The organism is Pseudooceanicola sp. NS-SX9 (assembly GCF_057380705.1).
The window spans coordinates 1800360-1824747 of the sequence record NZ_CM170818.1 but is presented as its reverse complement, the minus strand read 5'-3'; the positions used below and the strand labels follow the sequence as shown (position 1 = coordinate 1824747).

Genomic DNA, 24388 nt, shown 5'->3' with positions numbered 1-24388 from the left:
GACCGGCCGGCGTCATTCCAGTGGGGGCGGTGCCTTATGGTCGCCATCCTTGCCCTTCCCCTTGTCGCGATCGGGGCGCAGCGCGTCCGGGCCCTGGGTCTGCAGCTTCTGCACCGCATCCTGCAGGCGATCGGCGAAGGCCACGCGTTCGTCCCGGCTCATCTCAGAAATCCGCTGCAGCAGCATCTGCTGGCCGACATCCTGACGCCGCATCGCCTCGTCCAGCTGCCGCTTCAGGCTTTGCGCCACCACGGTGCCGTCATAGGGATCGGCCCGCAGCGCCGCGATGATCTGCTGAAACTCGGCCTGGACCTGGCCGCGGTCGGGGCGGTTCTCGCGCATGTCCTTCCAGACCGCGCGGCCGATGGCACGGCGGTCCGCCTCGCTCAGGGCATAGCTCAGCGCGCCACCGATGCGGTCGACGCGAGGCGGGCCGTCAGGCCCGTCGGGACGGTTGTGCAACACCGAGCCCACGACCAGTCCGGCCACCGCAAGGTTCACCGCCAGCGAGGCAAAGAGCAGCACCCGAAGCCCGGTGCCCGAGCGCGGCATCTGGGGCGGGCTGGCAAGGGGATCGGTCATGGTCAGCCTCCGGTCGTCTGGGTCGTGTCGGTGTCGAAAAAGTCGAAGGCGCTGGTGCTGTCGACCATGTAGGGGCTGTAGCTGACATCCGTGCCCAGCACCGCCTCGACGCCGCTGGTCACAAAGGCGGGCGGCATGATACCGATCCAAAGCCCCGCCGCGGTCGCCGCAACCAGTCCCGCCAGGGCAGGCGTACCGCCCACACCGCGCACAAAGCGTTGCCACAGGCCGGGCCGGCGCGCCGGCGTCACCGGCTGCGGCGCCGGGGCAAGGCGCGCCTGCATCAGGGCATCGGCATCGGCCAGGATGCGCGCCTGCAATCCCGCCGGCAGCTTCGGTGGCATCAGGCGGGCCTGCGCGAACATCGCGTCCAGCGCATCGTCCTGGAAGGCGTCTCCTGTTTTCCGCTCAGTCATCGTCGTACCCCAGTTCATCGCGCCGCCCCTCTAGGATGCGGGCCAGCGCCCTCTTGCCCCGGGCGGTCAGGCTCTCGACCGCCTCGGTGCTGATCTCGAGGATCTCGGCAATCTCGGGATTGCCCAGCCCCTCAATATGCCGCAGGACCACTGCCTGCCGCTGCCGGTCGGGCAGCTGGTTCAGCGCATCCTGCAGCGCATCCATCCGGGCCGCCGTCTGCATGCGCTGGTCTGCCGAGGGCGCCTCGTCGGCGATCTCGGGCATCTCGTCCATGTCGCGCGGACCGCCACGCCGGCGGCGCAGACGGTCGGTGCACAGGTTTGCCGTCACCCGGTAAAGCCAGGTCGTCACCTGCGCCTCGCCCTGGCGCCAGTCGGGGGCAATGCGCCAAAGCCGCAGCATTGCCTCCTGGGTCACATCCTCTGCCTCGGCCCGGTCGCCCAGCATCCGGGCGGCCTGCGCCAGCACCCGCGGCGCCAGCCGCGTGGTCAACTGCCGTGCCGCATCCGCGTCCCCGTTGGCATACAGCACCAGGAGCGCATCATCGGGAATGGCATTGGGATCGTCGAAGGCCATGTTGCTCATGCTCCAGCGGCGTATCCGTTTCCGTCACCCGGGGCAATCCGACAACGGATCGCCCCGGCAAGTCTACCTTTTTCCGCCCGAAATCGGATCACCGGGCGGCCGCCCCCTGCCTTGGGGAGCGGCGCAGGGTTCAGCCCTGGCTGTCGTCGGACGCCTTCGGCGCCTGACCATCGGCCGGGGCATCCTGCGGGCCGGGCTGGCCGTTCGGAGCGGGCGGCATCATGCGGTTGTGCATCTTGCGCATGTCACCGCCCTGACCACGATCGGCACGGCGCATGTCGCCACCGCGTTGATCCATCATGTCGCAGCCGGGGCCGCGGTCACGGTCAAAGCCGCGCCCCATGCCGCCGCCATCGCGATCCATCATGCCCATGCGCGGGCCATGGTCACGGTCGAAACCCCGGCCCATGCCACCGCCGTCGCGATCCATCATGCCCATCTGCGGGCCGTGATCACGGTCGAAACCCCGGCCCATGCCACCGCCGTCGCGATCCATCATGCCCATCTGCGGGCCCATGCCGCGATCCATGCGCTGCTCGGCCATCTTGGCAAAGCCTGCCTCGAATTCCTCTTTCGAGACCTGCCCGTCACCATTGGTATCGAGGCGCGCGAAGGCGGCGTCGGCCGGCGATTTCGGCTTCATTTCCTCGGCCGACAGCTTGCCGTCGCCATTGGTGTCGAGGCGCTTGATCATGTCCTCGGCGATCTGCGTGTCGCGAGCCTGTTCACGGGCCTTTTCCTGGGCGGCCATGTAGGCAACCAGCTCGTCCTGGGTCACTTCGCCATCGCCATTGGTGTCGGCGGCGGCAAAGCGCTTGGCGGCGGCGGCATCCCGCTCTTCCTGCGAGACCTCGCCGTTGCCGTCGGTGTCCATCGCCTTCATCCGCGGCGGCAGCGGCTTGGCAGGTGCGCTGACCGGTGCCGGAGCCGTCGTGGTCGTGTCGGCGGCCTGGGCGGACACGCTGGACGCGAATGCCGTCAGCGAAAGGGCGGCGATGCTGCCGAGAAGAACTGCGCGTTTCATAAGGTCAACTCCTCTAGTCTCTTCGGGTCGATGGGGGGCGTCGCCCTCCGTCATCTGCAGGTAAATACGGGCCAGCCCGGGGCTTCCGTCGCCGAAGGGTCGTTTTTTTCCGCCGCCCGCGATCACGGATTTGCGACATGGCGCCGCAAGCGGGTCGCCCGGGCTTTTCAGACAGGCCGCGCCGCCGCATCCTGCAACCGGAAGTAATGTCCCCGCAGGAGCCCGACGTGACCCAGAAGACCGAGGATCATCCCCCGGCGCCCCTGCGCCCCGGGGAGGACCCGGAAGAGCGGCCGCTCTGGCCTGCCCTGCGCCGTGGCTGGCGGCTGCGCTGCCCGAACTGCGGCTCTGGTCCGCTGCTGAAGGGCTACCTGAAGGTGCGCGACATCTGCCCGGTCTGCCGGCAGGACCTGCGCCATCACCGTGCCGACGACGGCCCCGCCTATCTGACCATCCTGGTGGTCGGCCATCTGTCGGCGCCGCTGCTGGGGGCGGTGTGGATGGCCTGGCAGCCGGATCCGATCATGCTGTTCACCGGCTTTGCCATTTTCGCCGTGGCGCTGACGCTTTACACTCTGCCCCGGATGAAGGGCGTGCTGATTGCCGTGCAATGGGCGCGCCGGATGCACGGATTTGCCCAAGACCCCTGACGCCCTTACCCCGCCTGCATACTGACCCCGCCTGCACAAGGAGGCCCCGATGACTGCCCAGCCGAAAGACGCCGCCACGATCATCGCCCTGCGCCGCAGCCCGGAAGGCCCCTGCGTGCTGATGGGCCAGCGCGGCCAGAGCGCGGCCTTCATGCCGGGCAAGATGGTCTTTCCCGGCGGTGCGGTCGAGGCGGGCGATGCCGGGGTGCCGCTGGCCCGTCCCCTGCCCGAGCGCGCACAGAGACTGCTGGCCATGGATGCCGATCCCGCCCTGGTGCCGGCGCTGGCCGCCGCCGCGCTGCGCGAATTCGCCGAGGAAACCGGCCTGCTGATCGGCCGCCCCGGCCTCTGGCCCGCACCGCCGCAGGACCCCGCCTGGGCCGCCTTCGCCGCGGCCGGACTGTTGCCCGATGCCGGGGCGCTCGGCTTTTTCTACCGCGCGATCACGCCGCCGGGGCAGGCGCGGCGCTTCGACGCCCGTTTCTTCCTGCTGGAAGACAGCGCAATCCACGGCGACAGCGACGACTTCGGTGGCGCCTCGGGAGAATTGTCGGACCTGGCCTGGGTGCCTCTGGCGGCGGCGCGGCGGCTGAACCTGCCCTTCGTCACCGCGGTCGCCCTGTCGGAACTGGCCGCCATGCTGCGCCGCGGCCGCGCCCCCGAGGCAATCCCTTTCTTCGACCAGCCGCCCTCGGGGCCGGTGTTCCGCGGCCTGGTGGCCTGAGGCTGCTGGCCTGAGTCTGCTGGCCTGAGCAGCCCGGGCCCTTGCCCCGGGACCGGCACACCGGCAAGGGCGGGTCCGCCGTGACACGGGACACACCGCCCCAAGGGGCACAGGGCGGCCATGGAAACCACCAGGGGGCCTGGTGACCGGCCCCCTTCGGGACCGGCCGGATCATCGCCCCTTGGGATCAGTAGGGCATCGGATGCTTGCGATGCACCGCATCCAGATCCTCCAGCACCTCTTTCGACAGGGTGACATCCAGGCCGTCCAGGACATGGCCCAGCTGCGCCATCGTGGTGGCGCCAAAGATGACCGAGCCGTTGAAGCGGCGGCTGGCGCAGAAGGCCAGCGCCATGTGCACCGGATCCAGATCATGCTTCAGCGCGACGTCCAGATAGTCGTCGACGGCAGGGAAGACGCGAGGGCTTTTCCGCCCGCCCAGATCGCCGTTGATCGCCATGCGCGAGCCCGCAGGCACCGCATTCCCCTGGTACTTGCCGGTCAGCAGGCCGGTCGCCAGCGGCGAATAGGCCAGCAGCCCGACCTCTTCATAGACGCAAAGCTCGGCCAGGTCGGTGTCGAACAGGCGGCAGAGCAGCGAATATTCGTTCTGGATCGAGACAGGACGCGGCGCGTTCAGCTCTTCGGACAGGCGCAGCCACTGGGCCATCCCCCAGGCGCTTTCGTTGGACAGGCCAAAGGCGCGGATACGGCCCTTCTTCTGCTGGGTCTTCAGCGTCTCAAGACAGGCGCGCATATTGTCGAGCACAGCGTCCTTCGACTTGCGGCCGCCCTTGGGGTGAAAGCCCCAGTTCTGGCGGAAATGATACGACCCGCGGTTCGGCCAGTGGAACTGATACAGATCGATGTAATCGGTCTTCAGCCGCCGCAACGACCCCTCGATGGCTTCCTCGATCGTCTCGGGGGTGATGGGGGCACCTTCGCGGACATGTTTCAGCCCCTCGCCACTGGCCTTCGAGGCCAGCACCATCTCGTGTCGGCGATGCGGGTATTTTTCCAGCCAGAGGCCGATGATCCGTTCCGTCCGGCCGATGGTTTCGGCCTTCACCGGGTTCACCGGATACATCTCGGCGGTGTCGATCAGGTTGATCCCGGCGTCGAGCGCCGCGTCGATCTGTTCATGCGCCACGGCGCTGCGTGTCTGGTTGCCCCAGGTCATCGAGCCCAGGCAATAATCGGAAACCTCGATCCCGCTTCGTCCCAGCTGGTGTCTGCGCATTCTTACCTTCCTCATCCCGAGAACCATCGTTAGGGGCCGAACCTTACCATTTCCCTGCCCGATGCAAGGTCCCGGGGCACCTTTCCGTGTCGTCAGCCCTGTCAAAGGCCATTCCGCGGCTTGAGAACATTTTAAGAACACTCTATCCTGGGACCATGAGTCCCGATCCCTCTCTGCTGCAGCGCCGCCCCTGGCAAAGCGCCCCTGAACTGGCCCTTGCCCCCGAGGCCGGCCTGCGCCTGAGCCGCCTGCACGAGGCCTGCGGGCCGGGGCGCCATGCCTTTGCCCATTTCGTGGGCGCCCGCGCCCTGGCGGCGGCGCGGGCGCGCGGCGATGACGAGGCACCGATCTACTGGATCGCCCCCGCCTGGAACCGCGCGCCGCTGCATGCCCCGGGGATGGCGGCGTTCCTGGATCCCGGGCGGGTGATCTTTGCCGCCCCCCGCCGGGCCGAGGACATCCTTTGGGTGCTGGAAGAGGTCCTGCGTTCGGGACTGGTGCCGCTGGTGGTGGCCGAGCTGGAGCGCCCGCCCGCCCTGACCCCGGTGCGGCGGCTGCATCTGGCCGCCGAAACCGGGGCCGAAACCGGCGCCTGCGCGCCCCTGGGCCTGATCCTGACGCCGGGTGACGGCGGCGCCCAGGGGGTCGAAAGCCGCTGGCACTGTGCCCCCGACCACCTGCGGGCCGATCCGCTGCTGCTGGCCTTCGGGCATCGGCTGTGGCGGCTGGAACGGCGCCGGGCCCGGATGGCACCGCCCCGCCGCTGGGCGCTGCATCACCGCTACACCACCGATATCGCCGAGCGCGACGCCACCGGCGGTTTCAGCCTGACCCCGCCGCTGCCAGAGACACCGCCCCCCGACATGTCGGTCAGCCCCGTGTGGCGGATGACCTGACGTTCCCGCCGCAAAAGCGGGTAAAAAGCATGCAATATGCCGGAAACGTCACATCATGTCGAAAACGGGCGGGCAAGCGGCGGACATGGAGGGGACAGCACGGACATGCGCACGATCATCTCCTTCTCCGCCCTCATTCTTTCGGTCATCCTGCTGCAACTTTCCTCGGGCGCGGTGTCGCCGCTTGATGCCTTGTCGGGGCTGGAGCTGGGCTTTAGCCGGGCCCAGATCGGGCTTCTGGGCTCGGCGCATTTCCTGGGCTTCTTCATCGGCTGCTGGGGCACGCCGCGGCTGATGGGGCGGGTCGGCCATTCGCGCGCCTTTGCCGCGCTGACAGCCCTGGGGGCGATCGCGACGCTGATGCACATGATGATCGTCAACCCCTATGCCTGGGCGCTGATGCGGGTGGCCTCGGGGCTGTGCATCGCGGGCTGCTACACGGTGATCGAGGGCTGGCTGATGGCGCGGCTGTCGAATGCCGACCGCGGCCGGGTGACCGGGGTCTACCGGCTGGGCGACATGGGCGGATCGCTGGTGGCGCAGCTGCTGGTCGGCGTGCTGAGCCCGGCCTCGTACCTGTCCTACAACATCCTGTCGATCCTGTGCTGCGCGGCGCTGCTGCCGCTGGCGCTGACCCGCGCGCCCGCCCCTGCCCTGGGTGCGGCCCCCCGGTTGCAGCCGGGACTGGCGCTGAAACGCTCGCCCCTGGCGGTGGTGGCGGTGATCGTCTCGGCGCTGTCGGCGGCGACCTTCCGGATGATGGGCCCGGTCTACGGGCTGGAGATGGGCCTTGATGCCCACCAGATCTCGTATTTCCTGGCGCTGTTCCTGGTCGGCGGCGCGGTCGCGCAGGTGCCGGCGGGCTGGCTGGCGGACCGCTTTGACCGGCGGCGGGTGCTGGTCGGCGTCTCGATCCTCACGATCCTGAGCTGCGCGGCCTCGATGCTGTCGCCCTCGGGCATCGGGCCGGTGCTGATCAACGTCTTCTTCTTCGGCCTGGCGACCTATCCGGTCTATTCCATCGCCTCAGCCCATGCCCATGACTTTGCCGAAAGCCACGAACGGGCCGAGCTGTCGGCGGCGCTGCTGTTCTACTATGCCGTGGGGGCAATGGCGGCGCCGCTGCTGGCATCCGAGCTGATCGGGATCTTCGGGCCGCGCTCGATCTACGCGATGGTGGCAGCGGGGCACGGGGCGCTGCTGCTGTATGGCCTGGGGCGGATGAGGGTGCGCCCGACGCCGGCGCGGGGGCTGCGCACGCGCTTTACCTATGCGCCGCGGACCTCGTTCAACATCGGGCGGCTGTTGCGCAGCACCCGCGAGGAAGATGAGCGCGGCGCCTGAGGCCCGCCCGGCGGGGGGCTATGCCCCCGGCCGGCGGCCTCCCCCGCCGTAGTTGGGGAAAGATGAAGGCGCGGGCCTTTTGCTTTGTCCCCGGGCGGGATATGAGGCGGAAAAGCGCGGTGGCGCAAAATCCGAAACAGCTTCAGGAGGCGTCCATGGCGCGGCATCTCATCACCTCGGCCATTCCCTATATCAACGGGATCAAGCACCTCGGGAACCTCGTGGGGTCCCAGCTGCCCGCCGACCTGTTCGCGCGCTACCAGCGCGGCCGCGGCAACGAGGTGATGTTCCTCTGCGCCACCGACGAACACGGCACCCCCGCCGAGCTGGCCGCGGCCAAGGCCGGCAAACCGGTGGCCGAGTACTGCGCCGAGATGCACGAGGTCCAGGCCGGGATCGCCCAGGGCTTCCGGCTGAGCTTTGATCACTTCGGGCGGTCGTCCAGCGTGCAGAACCGAGTGCTGACGCAACATTTCGCGGGTGTTCTGGCAGAGCGTGGGCTGATCCGGGAAGTGTCTGAAAAGCAGATGTATTCGCCGACCGACGGCCGCTATCTGCCGGACCGCTACATCGAGGGCACCTGCCCCAATTGCGGCTTTGACAGCGCGCGCGGCGACCAGTGCGACAACTGCACCAAGCAGCTGGACCCGGTCGATCTGATCAATCCGCATTCGACGATCTCGGGCGCCACCGACCTGGAGATGCGCGAGACCAAGCACCTGTACCTGCGGCAATCCGCGATGAAGGAGGCGCTGGCGGACTGGATCGATTCGAAGACCGACTGGCCGGTGCTGACCACCTCGATCGCCAAGAAATGGCTGAACGACGGTGACGGGCTGCAGGACCGCGGCATCACCCGCGACCTGGACTGGGGCGTGCCGGTCAAGAAGGGCACCGAGGACTGGCCGGGCATGGAGGGCAAGGTCTTCTACGTCTGGTTCGACGCGCCCATCGAATACATCGCCTGCGCGCAGGAATGGGTCGAGGCCGGCAAGGGGGCCGACTGGGAACGCTGGTGGCGCACCGACAAGGGCGCGGCGGACGTGACCTATACCCAGTTCATGGGCAAGGACAACGTGCCCTTCCACACCCTGTCCTTCCCGGCGACGATCCTGGGCTCGGGCGAGCCGTGGAAGCTGGTGGATTACATCAAGTCCTTCAACTACCTGAATTACGAAGGCGGCCAGTTCAGCACCTCGCGCGGGCGCGGGGTCTTCATGGACCAGGCGCTGGCGGTGCTGCCGTCGGATTACTGGCGCTGGTGGCTGCTGAGCCATGCGCCCGAAAGCTCGGACAGCGAATTCACCTGGGAGAACTTCCAGGCCTCGGTCAACAAGGACCTGGCGGATGTGCTGGGCAACCTGGTCAGCCGGGTCACCAAGTTCTGCCGCTCGAAATTCGGCGAGGTCGTCCCCGAGGGCGGCAGCTATGGCGAACAGGAAGCGGCGCTGATCGCCGATCTGGCTGCGCGCCTGGGCCGCTATCAGGCGGCAATGGACGCGATCGAGGTCCGCAAGGCCGCGACCGAGCTGCGCGCCATCTGGGCCGCCGGCAACGAATACCTTCAGACCGCCGCCCCCTGGTCCGTCTACAAGGAGGACCCCGAACGCGCGGCCGCCATCGTGCGCCTGTCGCTGAACCTGATCCGCCTCTACGCCATCCTGTCGGCCCCCTTCATCCCCGACACGGCCGAGACGCTGAAGGAGGCGATGCAGCTGCCGTCGCTGGACTGGCCCGAAGATCTGCCTACGGCACTGGATGCGCTGGCCCCGGGTGCAGCCTTCATCGTACCGGAAAATCTGTTCCGCAAGGTCTCGGACGAGGAACGCGAGGACTGGCAGTCGCGGTTCAGCGGCAAACGGGACTGATCCCCAGACGGGAAAAGGCCGCGCCGTTGGTGCGGCCTTTTCATTTGGGCTGGCCCTTGAATACGGCCTCATTATCTGGGCAGGACCCTCGGTCTATTGCGGCAGAGCCCTTGGGCGTCGTCCCCTTGTGGGGGCTGCCCCCTGTTTCTTTGATCTGCGCCCGATGGCGATTTGCTATGGGTCTTTTCGTGAAAGGGCCGTTCCCGGAGCCGAGGCGCGCCGCAAAACCAGCCGGTCTGGCCGCCGTCCCCCTGCGCTGCGTCAGAATTCTTCCCAACTGGGAGGCGATCCATCCCCGCCTCCGCCTACGACCTTGCGCCGGGGTTCGGCAGCCGGCCGACTTTCGGCGCGCCGCGGCGCCTTGCGCTGCGGGCTGCGGCTGCCGCTGACGCGGAACTTGCCAGCGGCTTCGACCAGTGCATTGGCCTCGCTGGTCAGGGCATGGCTGGCGGCCGTGGTTTCCTCGAACATGGCCGCGTTTTGCTGGGTCACCTGATCCAGCTCGTTCATGGCGCTGTTGACCTCGTTCAGACCGGTGGACTGTTCCCGGGCCGAAGTCGCGATCGAGGTCACCCGCTTCGAGATATCGACCACGGCCGTGACGATCTCGGACAGGGCCGAGCCAGTGCGATCAACCAGTTCCACACCAGATTTCACATGGTTGCCCGAGGCCGAGATCAACTGGTTGATTTCGCGGGCAGCTTCCGAGGACCGCTGGGCCAGGGCCCTGACCTCGGTCGCGACGACGGCGAACCCGCGCCCCGCTTCGCCCGCCCGCGCGGCCTCGACACCTGCGTTCAACGCCAGCAGATTGGTCTGGAAGGCGATGTCGTCAATCACCCCGGTGATCTTCGAGATCTCGCGCGACGAAGCCTTGATAGCATCCATCGCCTCGACCGCCTGGCGGGCGACGTTGCCCCCCTGCACGGCCTTGGCCTGGGCATTTTCCGCGATCTGGCTGGCTTCGTCGGCGCCCTCGGCGGCCGATTTCACCGAGGCCGTCAGCTGGTCAAGCGCTGCGGCGGTTTCCTCCAGGGTGGCCGCCTGCTTTTCCGTCCGGCGCGCCAGATCGTCGGCGGCATTGCTGATTTCACCGGTCTCTCCACGGATCGATTCCGCGTTCTGCACCACCGCGGACATGGCATCGTGCAGCGATTCAACCGCCTGGTTGAAATTGCCGCGCAACTGTTCGTATTCGCTTCGGAAGGGCTGCTCGATGGCCGAGGTCAGATCCCCCTCGGCCAGGTTCTGCAGGCCGATCTTCAGCGTATCGACCACCAGTTGCTGCTGGCGAGCGGTTTCCTGGCGCTCGTCTTCGGCCGCGCGCATGGCCTGCTGGCTGGCGGTGATATCGGACCCGATGAAGACCACCCGCTGGATCTTGCCGTCCCGCCCCAGGATCGGGCTGAGGCTGCCCTCAAAGCAGGCGCCGGATCCTCCGGCATGTTCGAACTTGCCGGTCACCGCCTTGCCGGCCTCCAGACGACGCAGATGGTCCTGGCGCTCGGCCTCGGAGGTTCCAAGCCCGCGGATCAGATCCGCCGCAAGACGCCCCTTCAGCGCCGCGGGATCCGCGCTGATCGCATGGGCAAAGCCCGCATTACACGACAGCAAGCGATGCTCGCCATCGAAATCCAGCCGCACCTGATGGGCCTCGATCGCCTCAAGCACCGCCGCATTCAGCTTGTCCAGAGACACATCCTTAAGTTCGGCCACATAGCCGATGGTGGCGCCGCCGGTGCCCAGCACACGATCCAGCCGGACCGAGATCCGCGCCGAGGCCCATTTCAGTTCGACCTCACGTGGCAGGCTAACGGCACCGGCGGCGATATCGGTCAGCACGCCGCCCAGCCCAGGCAGGCTGTGGGCGGGATGGCCCGAGACCTGATCCGCGCGGAACCCCGGCCAGCTTTCGCAGATGGCATGCTCAAACCCCTGCATCATCGTCAGGCAGGCGGGGTTCGCGAAGACGATCTTCATCTCGGCATCCATCAGCAGCTGGGCCGCGCCAGAGCTGTCGATGGCCGCACTGCGAAAGGCGTTCTCGCGCTCGGTGGCGCGGGCGGCTTTCAGATTGTCGCGGAACTGCGCCAGGCGCAGGGCCAGCACGCCGATCTCGTCACCGCGGGCCGTGCCATGGATCTGGGTGTCGTAACGGCCTTCGGCCACGGCGCCCATTTCCAGAGCCACCCGTTGCAGGGCGCGCGAAAACAGCAGGTAGAACAGCCCCGCCGCCAGCGCCAGCGCCGCCAGGAAGACCCCCCCCGCCACCAGAAGCGAGCCGCGCCGGGCATGCAGGGCGCTCGCCGTGCGCGGTGCCGCGGTCCATTGCGTCACCAGCGCGCCCACGACCGTATTGTCGGGACCGAAATGCCCCGGGGCGGCCCAGATCAGCCGCGCCGGATCGGACACGACCATCCCCTTGCCCATCGCGGTCTCGGCCAGCGCCCGGGCCGCATCGGCATCGAAGCCGGGGCGGGTCTTTTCGGCCAGGACCGAGCCATCGGCCCGGATCGCCAGCACGCCCAGCAGATCCTCGGGGACGGCGGCGGCGAATTTCTCAAAGCCCTCGGCCACCGGACCTTCGGTGCCAAAGCGCATCGCGCCAGAGAACTGGCCGGCCAGCCCCGTCGTCGCCTCGGTCGCGCGCACGCCGGTCCAGTCGCGTACGGATTGGCGCACCTTCGACACGGCGATCAGTTCGGTCGTGGTGACCACCATCAGGATGCAGATCGCCACGAACACCGTCGCCCGGAAGAAGGCACTGCGATGGAAGGCCACCCGCAGGGCATCCCTGCCAGCCGAAGCCCCGGGATCAGGCGTTCTGGGGTTCCGGGTCACCGCGTCGCTCTTGGCCATGTCGTCATCCTTGTTGGACCGCGTTTCGGGCAGGCGACCGCGCGCCTGCCCAACCTCTTGCAGGGACGCCTCAGTAGAGCATTTCCGCGTTCAGGCCGATGGTCATCGCGCCCAGCAATTCATGGGTCTCCGGATCGCTCAGGCTGACCGAGATCTGGCCCTGATGGGTCTGAGAGCTTTCGTCGAACTCGATCTCTCCGACATGGATGGCACCCGGTCCCTTGCCGTAGGTGTCCTGAAACTTGGCCTCGTCGCCCTGCCAGTAGTCCGATGTCGCCCCGGTGGCAGCCACGTTCAGCCCGTGGCTGTCCATGACGAAGATCTCGGTCACGGTCCCGGCGGAATTCTGTTGCTGGACGCGCAGGAAGTCCGCCAGCGGATTTTTCACCACCTCATCCACCAGCGGTTCGCTGGCCGAGCCGACCTGGCTGCGCCAGTCCGCATCCATCTTGTCGATATCGGACTGGGTGACGCTGGCATGGGCCTTGTTCTGCGCCCGCACCGCATCCAGCACCTGCGGATCGAAGGCCCACATCAGCACTTCGCTTTCCAGGTAGTCGCGCATCGAGGCCTCGTAATCATTGGCCTGCAGCGGAAGCGCAAGGGTGGTGGCCAGAAGCAGGCCGGCGGCAAGGTGTTTCATCTGCTTATCCTCGGTTCGCGATGACGTTGATCGCGGACCTTGGCGCAAAAGAATTGCCCCGCCCTTAATTTGGACGGGGCCTGCGGGACCGGGTTTTCTAAAATCCGAACGGCAGCGTCAGCCGCTGGCGCTGTCGAGGCGCCGCAACTGCGGGAACAGCCGCGCCCAAAGCGCCACCACCGCCAGGGTGACGCCGCCGCCGATGACCACCGCCGCAGGGGTACCGGTGACGCTGGCCATGACGCCTGCGCGGAAATCGCCCATCTGGTTCGAGGCATTGATGCAGACCGAATTGACCGCCGCCACCCGGCCGCGCAGGTCGTCTGGCGTGCGCATCTGCACCAGCGTCTGGCGGATGTTGACGCTGACCATGTCGGCGCCGCCATAGACCGCCAGCGCCAGCACCGACAGCCAGAACCAGTGCGACAGGCCAAAGACCAGGATCGAGGCGCCATAGACCGCCAGCGACAGGAAGAATCCCGGGCCGGCGCGGAACGGCATGCCAAAGCGCGCCAGCGCCGTGCCGACGACCAGCGCGCCGATCGCCGGGGCGGCGCGCATCACCCCCAGGCCTGCGGGCCCGACATGCAGGATGTCATGGGCATAGACCGGCAGGATACCGACGATGCCGCCGAACAGCACCGCCACCAGATCGACCGAGATCGCCCCCAGCATCGCCTTCGTCTCCCAGATGTGGCGAAAGCCGCCGAACAGCAGCTCCAGCCCGAAGGGTTCGCGCCCGCGCACATGCAGGTCGGTGCGCATCAGCGCCCCCGCCAGCCCCGCCGCAAGGAAGAACCCCGAGGCGACCCAGTAGACATGCACGTCAAGGATCGCCAGCAGCACCCCCGCCAGCGCCGGGCCGCCCAGCTGCGCCACGGTGATCACCATCGACGACACCGCCACTGCCCTCGGGAACACCTCGCGCGAGACGATGCCGGGCAGCACCGCCTGCAGCGCCGGCTGCAGGAAGGCCTGGGCGCTGCCGCTGGCCGCCAGCATCGCGAAGACCGGCCAGAGCGCGCTGCCGCCCTTCAGGAACCACAGCCCCATGGCCACCATCAGCGCCGCATGGACCAGGTTGCACAGCGTCAGGATCCAGCGCCGGTCCACCCGGTCCGCCACCACCCCCGCCACCAGGAACAGCGCCAGGAACGGCAGGAACATCGACAGGCCGATCAGGCCGAGGTTCAGCACATTCTGGCTGCGCTCGTAGACATGCCAGCCCGCCGCCACGGAAAGCACCTGGAAGGCCATGGTCGAGCCCCCCCGTGTCACCAGGAAAAGAAGAAAGTCCCTGTCCCGCGCAAGGTCTCCGCCGGTCCGTTCTGCGTGCACTGTCATTTGTCCGTCATGAAGCCGTCATCGGCCTCTCGTTAGCCCGGTCGCAGGACGGGGGCCACGGGTCGGGACCCGCTGTACGGCGAAAGCCCGGGTCCGCGAAAACCGTGGGCAAATCCTGTGCGCACGCGCCCCCCAAAGGATGCGCGCGCAGCCAAAGCCCCGCGCGCGGCAGGTCCGGCCGGGCCCGCGGGTGGCAAGGCCCAGGCACCTCGAAGCCCGGTGTGCACGGCACGTCCCGGAAAGTCCCGGAAAGTCCCGGCAGGGTCACGGCAAGTGCGCGTCAGGCTTCGGGATAGGCCTCGGCATAGGTATCGCGCAGCGCCGCCTCCAGCAGCCGCCCCTCCTGCCAGGCCGAAAGGGTCGCCGGGCGCAGGACGCCTTCGGGACGGCGGGCACAGGGTTCGGGTGCGCCCAGAACGGTGCGCAGGGGGATGCGCTCGGCATGGATCGGCAGGGCGTAATCGGCCTCGTCATCGCCGATGCCCTTGGCGCGGATCTTGGCCGAGGCCTTCTCGATCTCCATCACCACCACGCCGGTCGCCTTCACCTCCTGGGCGGTGGTCGGGCGCAGCTGGGCGGTGCGATCAGGGAAGAAACGGTCGACCATCATGCGCAGCGCGCGGTCCTTCTCGGCGGGGTCGGTGACCAGCCGCGCCGTGCCGAAGGCCATGACCGAACGGTAATCGGCAGAATGGTTGAAGGCACTGCGCGCCAGCACCAGGCTGTCGAAATGCGTCACCGTCAGGCAGGCCGGTTCCCCCTGCGAAAGGTTGCGCAGCATCCGGCTGGCCGAGCTGGCGTGCCAGTAAAGCCGCGTGCCCTCGCGCCAGAACAGCGTCGGCGTGCAGAAGGGCTGGCCGTCAATGACATAGGCCACATGCGCCAGCATCGCGGCATCCAGCAGATCATGAACGGTGGCATGGTCATAGGCGCCGCGTTCATGCACGCGCTTGACGCGGTTGGTGGCATCGACGGGATAGGACAGGTCGGACATGGGGAGGCCTCGTTTTGCTTGCCCCGCCGGTCTAGATCGGCAAACTGGTTTCAAACAGGTCCACTAAGGGGGCAAATTTGCCAACCACTTTCCTGCCCCTGCCGCCGCTTGCCCTGGATCCCGCAATCCCCGGCCAGGCACGGCGGGTCCATGCCGCGCTCAGGGCCGCGATCCTGGACGGCGGGCTGGCCCCGGGCCGGGCGCTGCCGTCGTCGCGGGCGCTGGCCGCGCAGCTGGGCATCGGGCGCAACATGATCGTCGAAGCCTATGACCAGCTGGCCGCCGATGGCCTGACCGAGGCCCGCCACGGCGCCGGCACCTTTGTCGCGGCCGATCTGCCGCCGCCCGCCTCGCCCGCGCCCGCGCCGGTGCCACAGCCCGATCTTCCGGGCCGCGCCGCCTTCGCCCTGGGCCAGACGACCGTGCCGCCCGCGCTGCTGCAGCAGCTGGGCGCGGCCACCCGGCGGCAAATCACCTGCGCCGGACCGGCCGAGCTGACCTATGGCGATCCGCGCGGCACACGGGCGCTGCGCGAGCAGATCGCGGCCTTCCTGGCGGCGCACCGGGGGCTGGTCTGCGATCCCGACTGCATCGTGGTGGTCAGCGGCACACAGCACGGGTTGCGCCTTTGTGCCGATGCGCTGCTGCCCGCCGGCGCCCCGGTCTGGATGGAGGACCCGGGCTATGTCACCTCGCGGCGGACGCTTCAGGCGGCGGGGGCGCGGATCGTGCCGGTGCCGGTCGGGCCGCTGGGGCTGGAGGTGGCCTCGGGGATCGCTGCGGCGCCGGACGCGCGTGCGGCCTATGTCACCCCCTCGCATCAGTTTCCGCTGGGGCGCACCATGGCCATGGCGCAGCGCGTGGCGCTGATCGACTGGGCGCGGACCCGTGATGCCTGGATCCTGGAGGATGATTACGACAGCGAATTCCGCTATGACGGCCCACCCCTGTCGGCACTGGCGGGGCTGGCGCCGGATCACGTGATCTATATCGGCACCTTTGCCAAGATGGTGTTTCCCGGGCTGCGCATCGGCTATCTGGTGCTGCCGCCCCGGGCGCTGCTGCCCGTGCTGCAGGCCCGCGCCGCCTTCGACCGCTTCCAGCCGCCCTTCCTGCAGGACGCCCTGGCGGCGCTGATGCAAGAGGGGCACCTGGCCCGCCACCTGCGCCGCGTCGGTCGCGGCTACCGCGAGGCCCGCGATCTTCTGGCGCAGGTCCTGACCCAGGCCTCGGGAGGGGCGTTGCAGCCCGAGATCCCCGGCCAGGGTCTGCACATGGTCGTGCGCCCCGGCCCCGGGCTGAGCGCCGCAGCCCTGCACGCATTGCCCGCCCGCGCCGGGGTCACCGCGCAGCGCCTGTCGGACTGTCGCCTGCACCCCGCCCCTGACGAAGCGCTGATCCTGGGCTTTTCCGGCCACAGGCCCGACCAGATCCGCCGCGCGGCCACCGCACTTGGCCGCAGCGCCCGCGCCTTGCTGGATGGCGCCGCGCCCGATAAGCTTGGTTAACCCACCGCAGGAGCCGCCATGTCCCAGCCTCGCCTGATGATCGTCGATGACGATGCCGACCTCTCCGAGATCACCGCCGAGGCCTGCGCCCTGCTGGGCTATCCCGCCGTCGTCGCCGCCGATGGTGCCAGCGCCCGCGCGGCCCTCAGCCAAAGTCCCGACCTGGCGCTGGCACTGGTCGACATCCGCCTGGGGCGCGGCGAAAGCGGCTTTGCCCTGGCCGAGGATCTGCAACGCAGCAAAGGCGAGCTGCAACTGCGCTTTCTGTCCGGTTACGGCGATGCCGCCGCCCGTCCCGCGGGCTTCGAAGCCGCTGCGGTGCTGCGCAAACCCCTGGGCCTGCCGCAGCTGAAAGCGCTGCTGGAAGAGGTCCTGGGACCGGCCGCCTGACCCCTGCGACGCCGCGCCGCAGCATTTTCCGGGAAAGGGTAAACACGCTGCTAACGTCGTTAACAGGGCGTTAACTTCTAAGCCATAGCTACATCCGGGATACCTCTTTCGGACAGGAGCGGCCTCCCCGTGACCTCCCCCACACCCCCCCTGACCGTCCAGCGCGTGCTGGGCGGACGGATGCAAGCCAGCGACGACGGACGCCTGACCCGCTGCGAGATCGAGCTGATCACCGACGAAGGGCCGCGCCTGCTGGTGCTGGACCCGGCCTGCACCGATGCTCTGCTCGGGTTTCTGCGTGCAGCCCGCACGGACTTTCAGTGAAGCAGAACGGCGCAAAGCCGGGCAAACCGGCAGATTTCCGGCAATCCGGTCTTTTTCACGTATCGAGATCAATTTTCCTTGGAAATCGATACGGGATGGGGCTATTCACGCCGCAACTTCTCCCCAAGACTCCTCCAGACCAGTCGCCTTCCCCTGCTGCGGGACTGTCGTGCTGCATTTTTGGCGGAACAGGCTGCGTGCCGGGCGACCGGTACTGAAAGGGTCCGGCATGAGCGTCAGTTTCCTGATCGTCAGCGCCATCGCGATGGCCTACCTGGTCCTGATCGCGGCGGCTGCCTGTCTGGTCGTCTGGCACAGCCGGCTGGACGCTTTCGCGACGGGGCCGGAATTCGACTTCTGGCAGTTCGATGCCCCGGACGGCAGCGTCACCTGCATCATCGCGGTGCGCAACACCGGCACCGTTGCCGTTGACCTGCTGGAGCTGCGCTGCTCGAACGGGCGCGCGGCGCTGGAGCTGCGCGAGGCGATCAGCCGGGGCCGCCTGCTGCTGGAACGCACGCTTTTGCCGCCCCCCCGCATCGACTGTCCGGCGGGGGCGGCCAATGCCTCGGATTTCGCCCGGCTGGAGGTGCGGCTGCAAGGGGCACAGGCGGGCGACCGGCTGCGGCTGTCCTGGCGCCCCGAGGGGGCGACGCGGCGGGCCCGCCGGCACAGCTTCCGCCTGCAGGACTGGCCCCGTGGCACCGTGCGCGTCTAGATTTCCGCACGGCCCGCTCTCGCAGACGCGGACGGGCCAAACCGCCGGAATGCGCGCTGCCGGGGCGGAAACCTCTGGGTTGATAACCCGATCACAACACTTCCTCGTCTAACCACAAAGCAGGCGTCCCGCAGGGCGGGGCGCAATCGTGGCATTTCTGGGGACCGGGACCATGCCGTCACTGCTGCGCACGGATGTTCTGCTGCCCGCGCTGGCCTGCGCGGCACTGATCCTGGCGACCGGCGGCAGCATCGTGCCGGCCGTTGCGGGCGGCGGCCTGACCGGGCTGCTGATGCTCCGGCTGCGTCGCCAGGTGGCGCGGCTGGCGCAGGATCTGGCCACCGGTCAGCCGCTCCCGATGGCCCCGGGATCGCCCCTGCAACCGCTGGTCCAGGCCATCGCCATGCGCAATCTGGATCTGGACCGCCAGCTGGCCCGCGCCCGTGCGATCTTCGACGGCATGGCAGAGGGCATCGTCGTCACCGATGGCAAAGGCCGCATCGAAGAGGCCAATCCCGCCATGGAACGCCTGTTCGGCCATCCGCCCGAAGCCCTGCACGGCCTGCCGATCGAAGTCCTGATGCCCCCCGAGATCGCCGCCGAACACGCCCGCTGGCTGGCCAGTACCACCATCGGCGGCGACATGATCCTGATGGGCGACGGGCGCGATCTTTACGGGCGCCACCGCGATGGCCATGGCGTCGATGTCGACATTTCCGTCAGCCGCATGCAATCGGCCGAGGGCGCGCGCTTTATCGGCGTCATTCGCGACGTGACCCGCAGCCGCGCCGCCGAAGCCCGGCTGCATGACCTGGTGGCCGAGCTTGAGCGCTCGAATGCCGAGCTTGACACCTTCGCCTACGTCGCCTCGCACGATCTGAAGGCGCCGCTGCGGGTGATCGACAATGCCTCGCGCTGGCTGGAAGAAGACCTGGCACCGCATCTGACCGAGGATACACGCGACAGCCTGCAGCTGCTGCGCAGCCGGGTGACCCGGATGGAGCGCCTGCTGGACGATCTGCTGCAATATTCCCGCATCGGCCGGGTTCAGGACGAGGGTCGACGCCGCGTCACGGGCACTGAGATGTTGGAAACCATTCGCGCGCTGATCGCCTGCCCCCCCGGTATCAGCGTCACCGCAACCCCGGCCTTCGAAGCGCTTGAGCTGCGACAGATGCCGCTGCAGCGGGTGCTGCTCAATTTGGTCAGCAATGCGGTGCGTCACCATGACCGCCCGACCGGCCAGGTCATCCTGTCTGCCGAACCCGCCCCCGGGGCCACGATCTTCACCGTCCTCGACGACGGTCCCGGCATCCCCCCAGCCTATCACGAAAAGGTCTTCGAGATGTTTCAGACCCTGCGCCCAAGGGACGAGGTCGATGGCAGCGGCATGGGTCTGGCGATGGTCCAGAAGACCGTGCAACTGGCAGGTGGCACGGTCACTCTGCGATCGGACGGCCAGCGCGGCACCGAATTCCGGATCCTGTGGCCACATGAGACCGCCACCCCGCCCATGGACGGGAGCGCCACATGAGCCACCCGCCCCGGTCACCCGAGCCAATGTCGGAACCGCTCAACATCATCCTGGTCGAGGACGACGACGGCGATGCCAAGGCGGTGCGCCGCGCCTTTGCCAAGGCCCGCGTGGCCAATCCGATCCTGCGGCTTCGCGATGGGATCGAGGCACTCGACTTCTTGCGCGGCAAGACGGGCACTCCGCCCGAGACCTACGTTTTGCTGGTCGACATCAAGATGCCCCGGATGACCGGCCTGGAGCTGGTGGCCGAGATCCGACGCGATCCCGACCTGCACCAGGCCGTCGTCTTCATCATGACAACCTCGGGCGACGAGCGCGACAAATGCGAGGCCTATGCCCAGAACATTGCCGGTTACATCCTGAAGAACCGCGCCGGGGCGGACTTTCTCGACCTGGTGGGCACACTGGACCATTACTGGCGGGTGATCGAACTGCCGCGCATGCCCCCCCCAGGAGGCGCCGGCTGATGTCCGCGATCCGGGTGCTGATCGTCGATGATGATCCGGGCGACCGCAAGCTGCTGCGGCGCCTGCTGACCGGCCTGCCCACCGAGATCATTCTGGACGAGGCCGCGACCGCCGATGCGGCCATCGCCCCCGAAACCCCGGTCCCGGATCTTGTGTTCCTGGACCAGCTGTTGCCCGGCACGACGGGGCTGGCTTTGCTGCCTGTGCTCCGCCAGCGTTTTCCGCGCACCGCCGTGGTTCTGATGACCGGTCAGGGCAGTGAAGACACGGCGAAATCCGCCATCCAGCAGGGCGCCGTCGATTACGTTTCGAAAAAGCAGATGACCGCCTCCTCGGTCGAACGGATCCTGCGCCGCGGGCTGGACACGGCGCGGATGCAGCTGCAGCTCGACGAGCAGCGCCGCGAGTTGGAGACTTTCGCCCATGTGCTGGTACATGATCTGCGGGCCCCGGTGAATTCGGTCCGAGCCCTGAGCGAGATCATCAGCGAGAGCGCTGCCGAGGGCGATCTGGAAACGGTGACCCGAGAAGCTGCTCTGGTCCAGCGGTCCGCCGCCCTGATGACCGAGCTGATCGACAGTCTGGCGCGCTATATCCGCATTGACCGGGTGCCGGTGCGCATCCCGGCCCTGCCTGAAACGCTGGTCACCTCGACCCTGACATTGCTGGAACGCGAAATCACCCTGCGCAATGCTGAAATCAGGACCGACCTCTGCGACACTGCTTTTTTCTGCGACCCACCGCAGATCAGCCTGCTGCTGCAGAACCTAGTGGCCAACAGCCTGCGCTACACGCCGGGCCGGATCCCGCGAATCACCATCCGCGCCATGGTCCAGGGCCAGGACATGTTGTTCGAGGTGACCGACAACGGCACCGGCATCCCGGCCGACAAGCGAGAGGAGGTTTTTCAGCCTTTCCTGCGCCTGAAGGGCGCCCGGGACAGCGCGGGGACGGGGCTGGGACTGGCGACCTGCCGCAAAATCGCAGATCGGCACGGTGGCCGGATCTGGTGCGACAGCCCGCCTGACGGCCTGGGCACCCGCTTTCACCTGCGCTTGCCGATGGGTCTTCAGGACAGTCCGGCGCCAGGCCACATTCCCCTGGCCGCCCCACAGACGTCGCGTGGTGCAGTCCCCCCGTGATGGCGCAGCACTGTCCTTGGGCCGCATGGTCCGGCAGCCGCGAAGCGAACTGCCACGGAACCACGGAACCACGGAACCACGGAACCACGGAACCACGGAACCACGGAACCACGGAACCACGGAACCACGGAACCACGGAACCACGGAACCACGGAACCACGGAACCACGGAACCACGGAACCACGGAACCACGGAACCACGGAACCACGGAACCACGGAACCACGGAACCACGGAACCACGGAACCACGGAACCACGGAACCACCTCCGCTGGGAATTGCAAGAGGAATGCCTCACAATTAACTGATTTTAATATTATATTTTCACATCACAATTCCAGGATGACGCTCAGCCCGCCCGCCTCCGGCGGCTCGAACCGCAGCCGGCCTCCCAGCCGTTCCAGGGCACTGGCCGTGATCGACAGGCCCAAGCCGCTGCCGCCAGCGGCGCCGGTGGGGCCCCGGGTGAAGCGTTCCGTAACCCGCGCCTGCAGCGCTTCGGGCAGACCCGGACCGGCATCCGTGACACGGATCCGCGCCGGGCGGCCCGCCGCCGGATCCGCCGGTTCGGCCACGACACGCACCCGCGTGCCCGGGGGCGAAACCTGCAAGCCGTTCTCGACCACATTGCGCAGCGCCGCCTGCAGAAGGAAGGGCGTGGTCGCCACCTGCCCCGCACCCGCCGCCTCCAGCACGACACCGCGCCGCGCCGCCAGCTGCGCCAGCCCTTCACAGGTTTCCGCAATCAGCGCCGCAAGATCGCAATCCTGACGGCGCGGCTCGGCGCGATCGACCTCGGCCAGCTCTAGCAGCTGGCGCACCATCCGGTCGGTCCGGTCAACCGAAACCTCGATGGCGCGCAAGGCCGCCGCCCGGGTCTCGGTATCGGGGGCCAGGCGCATCACCTGGGCCTGGGTGCGCAGCCCCGCCAGCGGCGTCTTCAGCTCGTGCGCGGCATAGCTGGTGAAGTCGCGCTCGGCCTCGCGCGCGGCCGCAAGGCGCGCCAGCAGATCGTCGAGCGCCGCCCGCACCGGGCGAATTTCGGCGGGCGCCGGACCGGCCGGAAGCGGCCCCAGGTCGCTCGGCGCCCGGTCCCGCAGGGCGCGCGTCAACCGGTCAAGCGGCGCAAGGCCTCGGGCCACGCTGAACCAGATCAACAGTGCCAGCAGCGGCAGGATCACCCCCGCCGGCAGCAGCAGCCCCTCGATCACGTCGCGCACCAGCTTGTCGCGCACCGACAGGCTGTCGCCCACCATCACCCGCAGCCCGAGCGCGGCATTGGTCAAGGCGTAGACGCGCCAGCGCTCGCCCTCGACCCGCGACACCGAGAACCCGTCCGCCACCCCGCCAAGCGCCCCCTGAGGCGCCCCGTTCGAGCGCCCCACCAGCTGCCCGGACAAAGACCAGATCTGGCACGACAACTGCCGGGTCAATGCCTGGTCCGACAGGCTTTGCAGCGGCTGTGGCACCGCCCCGGCATCAGCCACCGCAATGCGGTGATCCGACAACAGGGACGAGACCATCAGCGCCGCCTCCTCCAGCCGCCGGTCCAGCACATGCTCGACCTTGGCGCGGGTGGAATGCTCGATCCAGACGACGGCCGACAGCCAGACGGCGCCGGTGGCCAGGCACAGGATCAGGATCAGTCTCAGCCGGATCGAGATGGCACTGCCTCCGCCGCAACGCGGTAGCCAAGGCCCCGCACGGTTTCGATGAAGCCGCGCCCCAGCTTGGCGCGCAGCTTGTGGACATGGACCTCGACGGCGTTGCTGTCGATTTCCTCCTGCCAGCCATAAAGGCGGTCTTCCAGATCGCCGCGCGACAGGATGCGGCCGGGATGTTCCATCAGCGCCTGCAGCACCGCGAATTCGCGCCGCGAGAAGGCCAGAGGCTCGGCCCCGCGGTGCCCCGACAGCGTGGCAGGGTCGATCGACAGGCCGTTCCAGGTGATCCAGGCCTGGCTGCGGCCGTCGCGGCGGCGCAGCAGGGCGCGCAGACGCGCCGCCAGTTCCTCCAGGTCGAAGGGTTTGCCCAGATAATCATCGGCCCCCAGGTCCAGCCCCGCCACCCGGTCGCGGACCCGGTCGCGGGCGGTCAACAGCAGCACCGGCAGCGGGTCGCCGCCCGCGCGCATCTCGCGCAGCAGATCCAGGCCCAGCCCGTCGGGCAGCATCACGTCCAGGATCATCGCATCAAAGCGCGCGGTGCGCAGGGCGCTGCGGGCCTCGTCCAGGGTGCCCACGGGATCGGCCGTGAAGCCGCACAGCCGCAGCCCCACCTGCAGGCCATCGGCCAGCACCGCATCGTCCTCGACGATCAGGATCCGCATCTTGCCTCCGTCTACACCGCCACGGGATCGCGCGCCGGGCTTAAGGCAGTCTTAAGCCCCGGGGGCGGGGGCCGCCAAGGCCCCGGGCAAGACCCCGCCGGTGCGAGGGGCGCCTTAAGGCTGGCTTAAGGCAGGAATGCAGAACCGGCCTCATCGAGCAGAAAGGACAACGGATGACCCCTCTTCTCAGCCGGCGCCGGGCGCTGATCACCGCGGCCGCCGCCGCCACAGGCGTGGCGCTGCCGGGGCTGGCGCGCGCTGCCGGCACCACGCCTCAGGGCGCGCGGCACAATATCTCCAGCTTCATGGCCCAGGACTGGCGCGACCATTTCGACAGCCTGAAGACCGGCGCCATTGTCGCCGATACCGAATCCCGCGCCCTGCACTACTGGAACCATGACGGCAGCGATTACCGGATCTACCCGACCTCGGTGCCGATGTCGGCCGACCTGACCCGGCGCGGCTACACCCGGATCGTGCGCAAGAAGGCGGGGCCCTCGTGGACGCCCACACCCTCGCAGCTGGAACGCCACCCCGACTGGAAGCCAATCCCCCCCGGCCCCGAGAACCCGATGGGGCTTTATGCCATGTACCTGACCTGGCCCGCCTATGCGATCCACGGCACACCCGACACGCGCAAGGTGGGGCGGCAGTCCTCGGATGGCTGCATCGGTCTTTACAATTCCAAGATCAAGGAGCTGTACGATCTCTGCCCGCTTGAGATGCAGGTGCGGGTGATCTGAGGCACCCGGGCGCCCCCGCGCGGCATGGCTGCGCAGGGGCCCTCCGGGATATTGACACGCAC

Annotated in this window: 24 protein-coding genes; 13 read left to right on the top strand and 11 right to left on the bottom strand. The window is 68.2% G+C overall.

All coding sequences use genetic code 11. The annotated features are described in order from the left end of the window. Positions 1-12 precede the first annotated feature (12 nt). The 4 genes from AC2ITM_RS08685 to AC2ITM_RS08670 all read right to left on the bottom strand — a co-directional run bounded on the left by AC2ITM_RS08685 (position 13) and on the right by AC2ITM_RS08670 (position 2608). Positions 13-582, bottom strand: coding sequence for a periplasmic heavy metal sensor (locus AC2ITM_RS08685; RefSeq protein WP_486466260.1), 570 nt, complete (start codon positions 580-582; stop codon positions 13-15). A 2-nt stretch (positions 583-584) separates the two neighbouring features. Further along, on the bottom strand, positions 585-998 hold the full coding sequence (locus AC2ITM_RS08680) for a hypothetical protein (RefSeq protein WP_486466259.1): 414 nt from the start codon (positions 996-998) through the stop codon (positions 585-587). Further along, entirely contained in the window at positions 991-1584 is a 594-nt protein-coding gene (locus AC2ITM_RS08675) for an RNA polymerase sigma factor (protein WP_486466258.1), read from the bottom strand. Before AC2ITM_RS08675 ends, AC2ITM_RS08680 begins: the two co-directional genes overlap by 8 nt. A gap of 130 nt (positions 1585-1714) precedes the next feature. After that, positions 1715-2608, bottom strand: a complete 894-nt coding sequence (locus AC2ITM_RS08670) for an EF-hand domain-containing protein (RefSeq protein WP_486466257.1) — start codon at positions 2606-2608, stop codon at positions 1715-1717. Between the two features lie 227 nt (positions 2609-2835). Here AC2ITM_RS08670 and AC2ITM_RS08665 point away from each other — a divergent pair, with 227 nt between their 5' ends. Together AC2ITM_RS08665 and AC2ITM_RS08660 are read left to right on the top strand one after the other, a co-directional pair. Beyond that, positions 2836-3258 (top strand): DUF983 domain-containing protein, encoded by a 423-nt coding sequence (locus tag AC2ITM_RS08665; protein WP_486466256.1) that lies wholly within the window; start codon positions 2836-2838, stop codon positions 3256-3258. Between the two features lie 49 nt (positions 3259-3307). Beyond that, positions 3308-3982 carry an NUDIX hydrolase gene (locus AC2ITM_RS08660; protein ID WP_486466255.1) on the top strand — a complete coding sequence of 225 codons (675 nt, stop codon included), beginning with the start codon at positions 3308-3310 and terminating at the stop codon, positions 3980-3982. Positions 3983-4169: 187 nt separating this feature from the next. Here AC2ITM_RS08660 and AC2ITM_RS08655 read toward each other — a convergent pair whose 3' ends face one another. Next, positions 4170-5222 (bottom strand): aldo/keto reductase, encoded by a 1053-nt coding sequence (locus tag AC2ITM_RS08655; RefSeq protein WP_486466254.1) that lies wholly within the window; start codon positions 5220-5222, stop codon positions 4170-4172. Positions 5223-5377: 155 nt separating this feature from the next. Between AC2ITM_RS08655 and AC2ITM_RS08650 the strand changes: the two genes are divergently transcribed. The 3 genes from AC2ITM_RS08650 to metG all read left to right on the top strand — a co-directional run bounded on the left by AC2ITM_RS08650 (position 5378) and on the right by metG (position 9330). Then, positions 5378-6118, top strand: coding sequence for an ImuA family protein (locus AC2ITM_RS08650; protein ID WP_486466253.1), 741 nt, complete (start codon positions 5378-5380; stop codon positions 6116-6118). A gap of 105 nt (positions 6119-6223) precedes the next feature. After that, entirely contained in the window at positions 6224-7462 is a 1239-nt protein-coding gene (locus AC2ITM_RS08645) for an MFS transporter (protein WP_486466252.1), read from the top strand. Between the two features lie 155 nt (positions 7463-7617). Further along, positions 7618-9330: a methionine--tRNA ligase gene (metG, locus tag AC2ITM_RS08640; RefSeq protein ID WP_486466251.1), complete on the top strand. Its 1713-nt coding sequence runs from the start codon at positions 7618-7620 to the stop codon at positions 9328-9330. 261 nt (positions 9331-9591) lie between these two features. Here the strand turns inward: metG and AC2ITM_RS08635 are convergent, their stop codons facing one another. The 4 genes from AC2ITM_RS08635 to AC2ITM_RS08620 all read right to left on the bottom strand — a co-directional run bounded on the left by AC2ITM_RS08635 (position 9592) and on the right by AC2ITM_RS08620 (position 15170). After that, complete coding sequence (locus AC2ITM_RS08635) at positions 9592-12189, bottom strand: methyl-accepting chemotaxis protein (RefSeq protein ID WP_486466250.1); 2598 nt, start codon at positions 12187-12189, stop codon at positions 9592-9594. Positions 12190-12259: 70 nt separating this feature from the next. Next, positions 12260-12832: a hypothetical protein gene (locus AC2ITM_RS08630; RefSeq protein WP_486466249.1), complete on the bottom strand. Its 573-nt coding sequence runs from the start codon at positions 12830-12832 to the stop codon at positions 12260-12262. 117 nt (positions 12833-12949) lie between these two features. After that, positions 12950-14089: an MFS transporter gene (locus tag AC2ITM_RS08625; RefSeq protein ID WP_486466248.1), complete on the bottom strand. Its 1140-nt coding sequence runs from the start codon at positions 14087-14089 to the stop codon at positions 12950-12952. Positions 14090-14456: 367 nt separating this feature from the next. After that, positions 14457-15170: a pyridoxamine 5'-phosphate oxidase family protein gene (locus AC2ITM_RS08620; protein WP_486466247.1), complete on the bottom strand. Its 714-nt coding sequence runs from the start codon at positions 15168-15170 to the stop codon at positions 14457-14459. Between the two features lie 77 nt (positions 15171-15247). Between AC2ITM_RS08620 and pdxR the strand changes: the two genes are divergently transcribed. The 7 genes from pdxR (at position 15248) to AC2ITM_RS08585 (ending at position 21256) form a co-directional block, all read left to right on the top strand. Continuing rightward, positions 15248-16678 (top strand): MocR-like pyridoxine biosynthesis transcription factor PdxR, encoded by a 1431-nt coding sequence (pdxR, locus tag AC2ITM_RS08615; protein ID WP_486466246.1) that lies wholly within the window; start codon positions 15248-15250, stop codon positions 16676-16678. An 18-nt stretch (positions 16679-16696) separates the two neighbouring features. Then, complete coding sequence (locus AC2ITM_RS08610) at positions 16697-17068, top strand: response regulator (protein ID WP_486466245.1); 372 nt, start codon at positions 16697-16699, stop codon at positions 17066-17068. A 129-nt stretch (positions 17069-17197) separates the two neighbouring features. Further along, positions 17198-17392: a hypothetical protein gene (locus AC2ITM_RS08605; protein ID WP_486466244.1), complete on the top strand. Its 195-nt coding sequence runs from the start codon at positions 17198-17200 to the stop codon at positions 17390-17392. A gap of 229 nt (positions 17393-17621) precedes the next feature. Beyond that, positions 17622-18110, top strand: a complete 489-nt coding sequence (locus AC2ITM_RS08600; RefSeq protein ID WP_486466243.1) for a hypothetical protein — start codon at positions 17622-17624, stop codon at positions 18108-18110. Positions 18111-18282: 172 nt separating this feature from the next. Beyond that, positions 18283-19644, top strand: a complete 1362-nt coding sequence (locus AC2ITM_RS08595; protein ID WP_486466242.1) for a sensor histidine kinase — start codon at positions 18283-18285, stop codon at positions 19642-19644. Beyond that, on the top strand, positions 19641-20114 hold the full coding sequence (locus tag AC2ITM_RS08590) for a response regulator (protein ID WP_486466241.1): 474 nt from the start codon (positions 19641-19643) through the stop codon (positions 20112-20114). Before AC2ITM_RS08595 ends, AC2ITM_RS08590 begins: the two co-directional genes overlap by 4 nt. Further along, complete coding sequence (locus AC2ITM_RS08585) at positions 20114-21256, top strand: sensor histidine kinase (protein ID WP_486466240.1); 1143 nt, start codon at positions 20114-20116, stop codon at positions 21254-21256. Before AC2ITM_RS08590 ends, AC2ITM_RS08585 begins: the two co-directional genes overlap by 1 nt. Positions 21257-21583: 327 nt before the next feature. On the opposite strand, the gene AC2ITM_RS08580 is transcribed toward AC2ITM_RS08585, so the two are convergent. Then, the gene (locus tag AC2ITM_RS08580; RefSeq protein ID WP_486469409.1) at positions 21584-22861 is read right to left on the bottom strand and encodes an ATP-binding protein; all 1278 of its coding nucleotides are present in this window, start codon (positions 22859-22861) and stop codon (positions 21584-21586) included. 41 nt (positions 22862-22902) lie between these two features. Further along, positions 22903-23583, bottom strand: coding sequence for a response regulator (locus tag AC2ITM_RS08575; RefSeq protein WP_486466239.1), 681 nt, complete (start codon positions 23581-23583; stop codon positions 22903-22905). A gap of 173 nt (positions 23584-23756) precedes the next feature. Between AC2ITM_RS08575 and AC2ITM_RS08570 the strand changes: the two genes are divergently transcribed. Beyond that, entirely contained in the window at positions 23757-24326 is a 570-nt protein-coding gene (locus AC2ITM_RS08570) for a L,D-transpeptidase (protein WP_486466238.1), read from the top strand. Positions 24327-24388 lie beyond the last annotated feature (62 nt).

Bases quoted from the DNA above. Each gene is read 5' to 3' on its own strand.
- AC2ITM_RS08685 (WP_486466260.1), bottom strand. From the start codon at position 582: ATGACCGATCCCCTTGCCAGCCCGCCCCAGATGCCGCGCTCGGGCACC.
- AC2ITM_RS08680 (WP_486466259.1), bottom strand. From the start codon at position 998: ATGACTGAGCGGAAAACAGGAGACGCCTTCCAGGACGATGCGCTGGAC.
- AC2ITM_RS08675 (WP_486466258.1), bottom strand. From the start codon at position 1,584: ATGAGCAACATGGCCTTCGACGATCCCAATGCCATTCCCGATGATGCG.
- AC2ITM_RS08670 (WP_486466257.1), bottom strand. From the start codon at position 2,608: ATGAAACGCGCAGTTCTTCTCGGCAGCATCGCCGCCCTTTCGCTGACG.
- AC2ITM_RS08660 (WP_486466255.1), top strand. From the start codon at position 3,308: ATGACTGCCCAGCCGAAAGACGCCGCCACGATCATCGCCCTGCGCCGC.
- AC2ITM_RS08655 (WP_486466254.1), bottom strand. From the start codon at position 5,222: ATGCGCAGACACCAGCTGGGACGAAGCGGGATCGAGGTTTCCGATTAT.
- AC2ITM_RS08650 (WP_486466253.1), top strand. From the start codon at position 5,378: ATGAGTCCCGATCCCTCTCTGCTGCAGCGCCGCCCCTGGCAAAGCGCC.
- AC2ITM_RS08645 (WP_486466252.1), top strand. From the start codon at position 6,224: ATGCGCACGATCATCTCCTTCTCCGCCCTCATTCTTTCGGTCATCCTG.
- metG (WP_486466251.1), top strand. From the start codon at position 7,618: ATGGCGCGGCATCTCATCACCTCGGCCATTCCCTATATCAACGGGATC.
- AC2ITM_RS08635 (WP_486466250.1), bottom strand. From the start codon at position 12,189: ATGGCCAAGAGCGACGCGGTGACCCGGAACCCCAGAACGCCTGATCCC.
- AC2ITM_RS08630 (WP_486466249.1), bottom strand. From the start codon at position 12,832: ATGAAACACCTTGCCGCCGGCCTGCTTCTGGCCACCACCCTTGCGCTT.
- AC2ITM_RS08625 (WP_486466248.1), bottom strand. From the start codon at position 14,089: ATGGCCTTCCAGGTGCTTTCCGTGGCGGCGGGCTGGCATGTCTACGAG.
- AC2ITM_RS08620 (WP_486466247.1), bottom strand. From the start codon at position 15,170: ATGTCCGACCTGTCCTATCCCGTCGATGCCACCAACCGCGTCAAGCGC.
- AC2ITM_RS08610 (WP_486466245.1), top strand. From the start codon at position 16,697: ATGTCCCAGCCTCGCCTGATGATCGTCGATGACGATGCCGACCTCTCC.
- AC2ITM_RS08600 (WP_486466243.1), top strand. From the start codon at position 17,622: ATGAGCGTCAGTTTCCTGATCGTCAGCGCCATCGCGATGGCCTACCTG.
- AC2ITM_RS08595 (WP_486466242.1), top strand. From the start codon at position 18,283: ATGCCGTCACTGCTGCGCACGGATGTTCTGCTGCCCGCGCTGGCCTGC.
- AC2ITM_RS08590 (WP_486466241.1), top strand. From the start codon at position 19,641: ATGAGCCACCCGCCCCGGTCACCCGAGCCAATGTCGGAACCGCTCAAC.
- AC2ITM_RS08585 (WP_486466240.1), top strand. From the start codon at position 20,114: ATGTCCGCGATCCGGGTGCTGATCGTCGATGATGATCCGGGCGACCGC.
- AC2ITM_RS08575 (WP_486466239.1), bottom strand. From the start codon at position 23,583: ATGCGGATCCTGATCGTCGAGGACGATGCGGTGCTGGCCGATGGCCTG.
- AC2ITM_RS08570 (WP_486466238.1), top strand. From the start codon at position 23,757: ATGACCCCTCTTCTCAGCCGGCGCCGGGCGCTGATCACCGCGGCCGCC.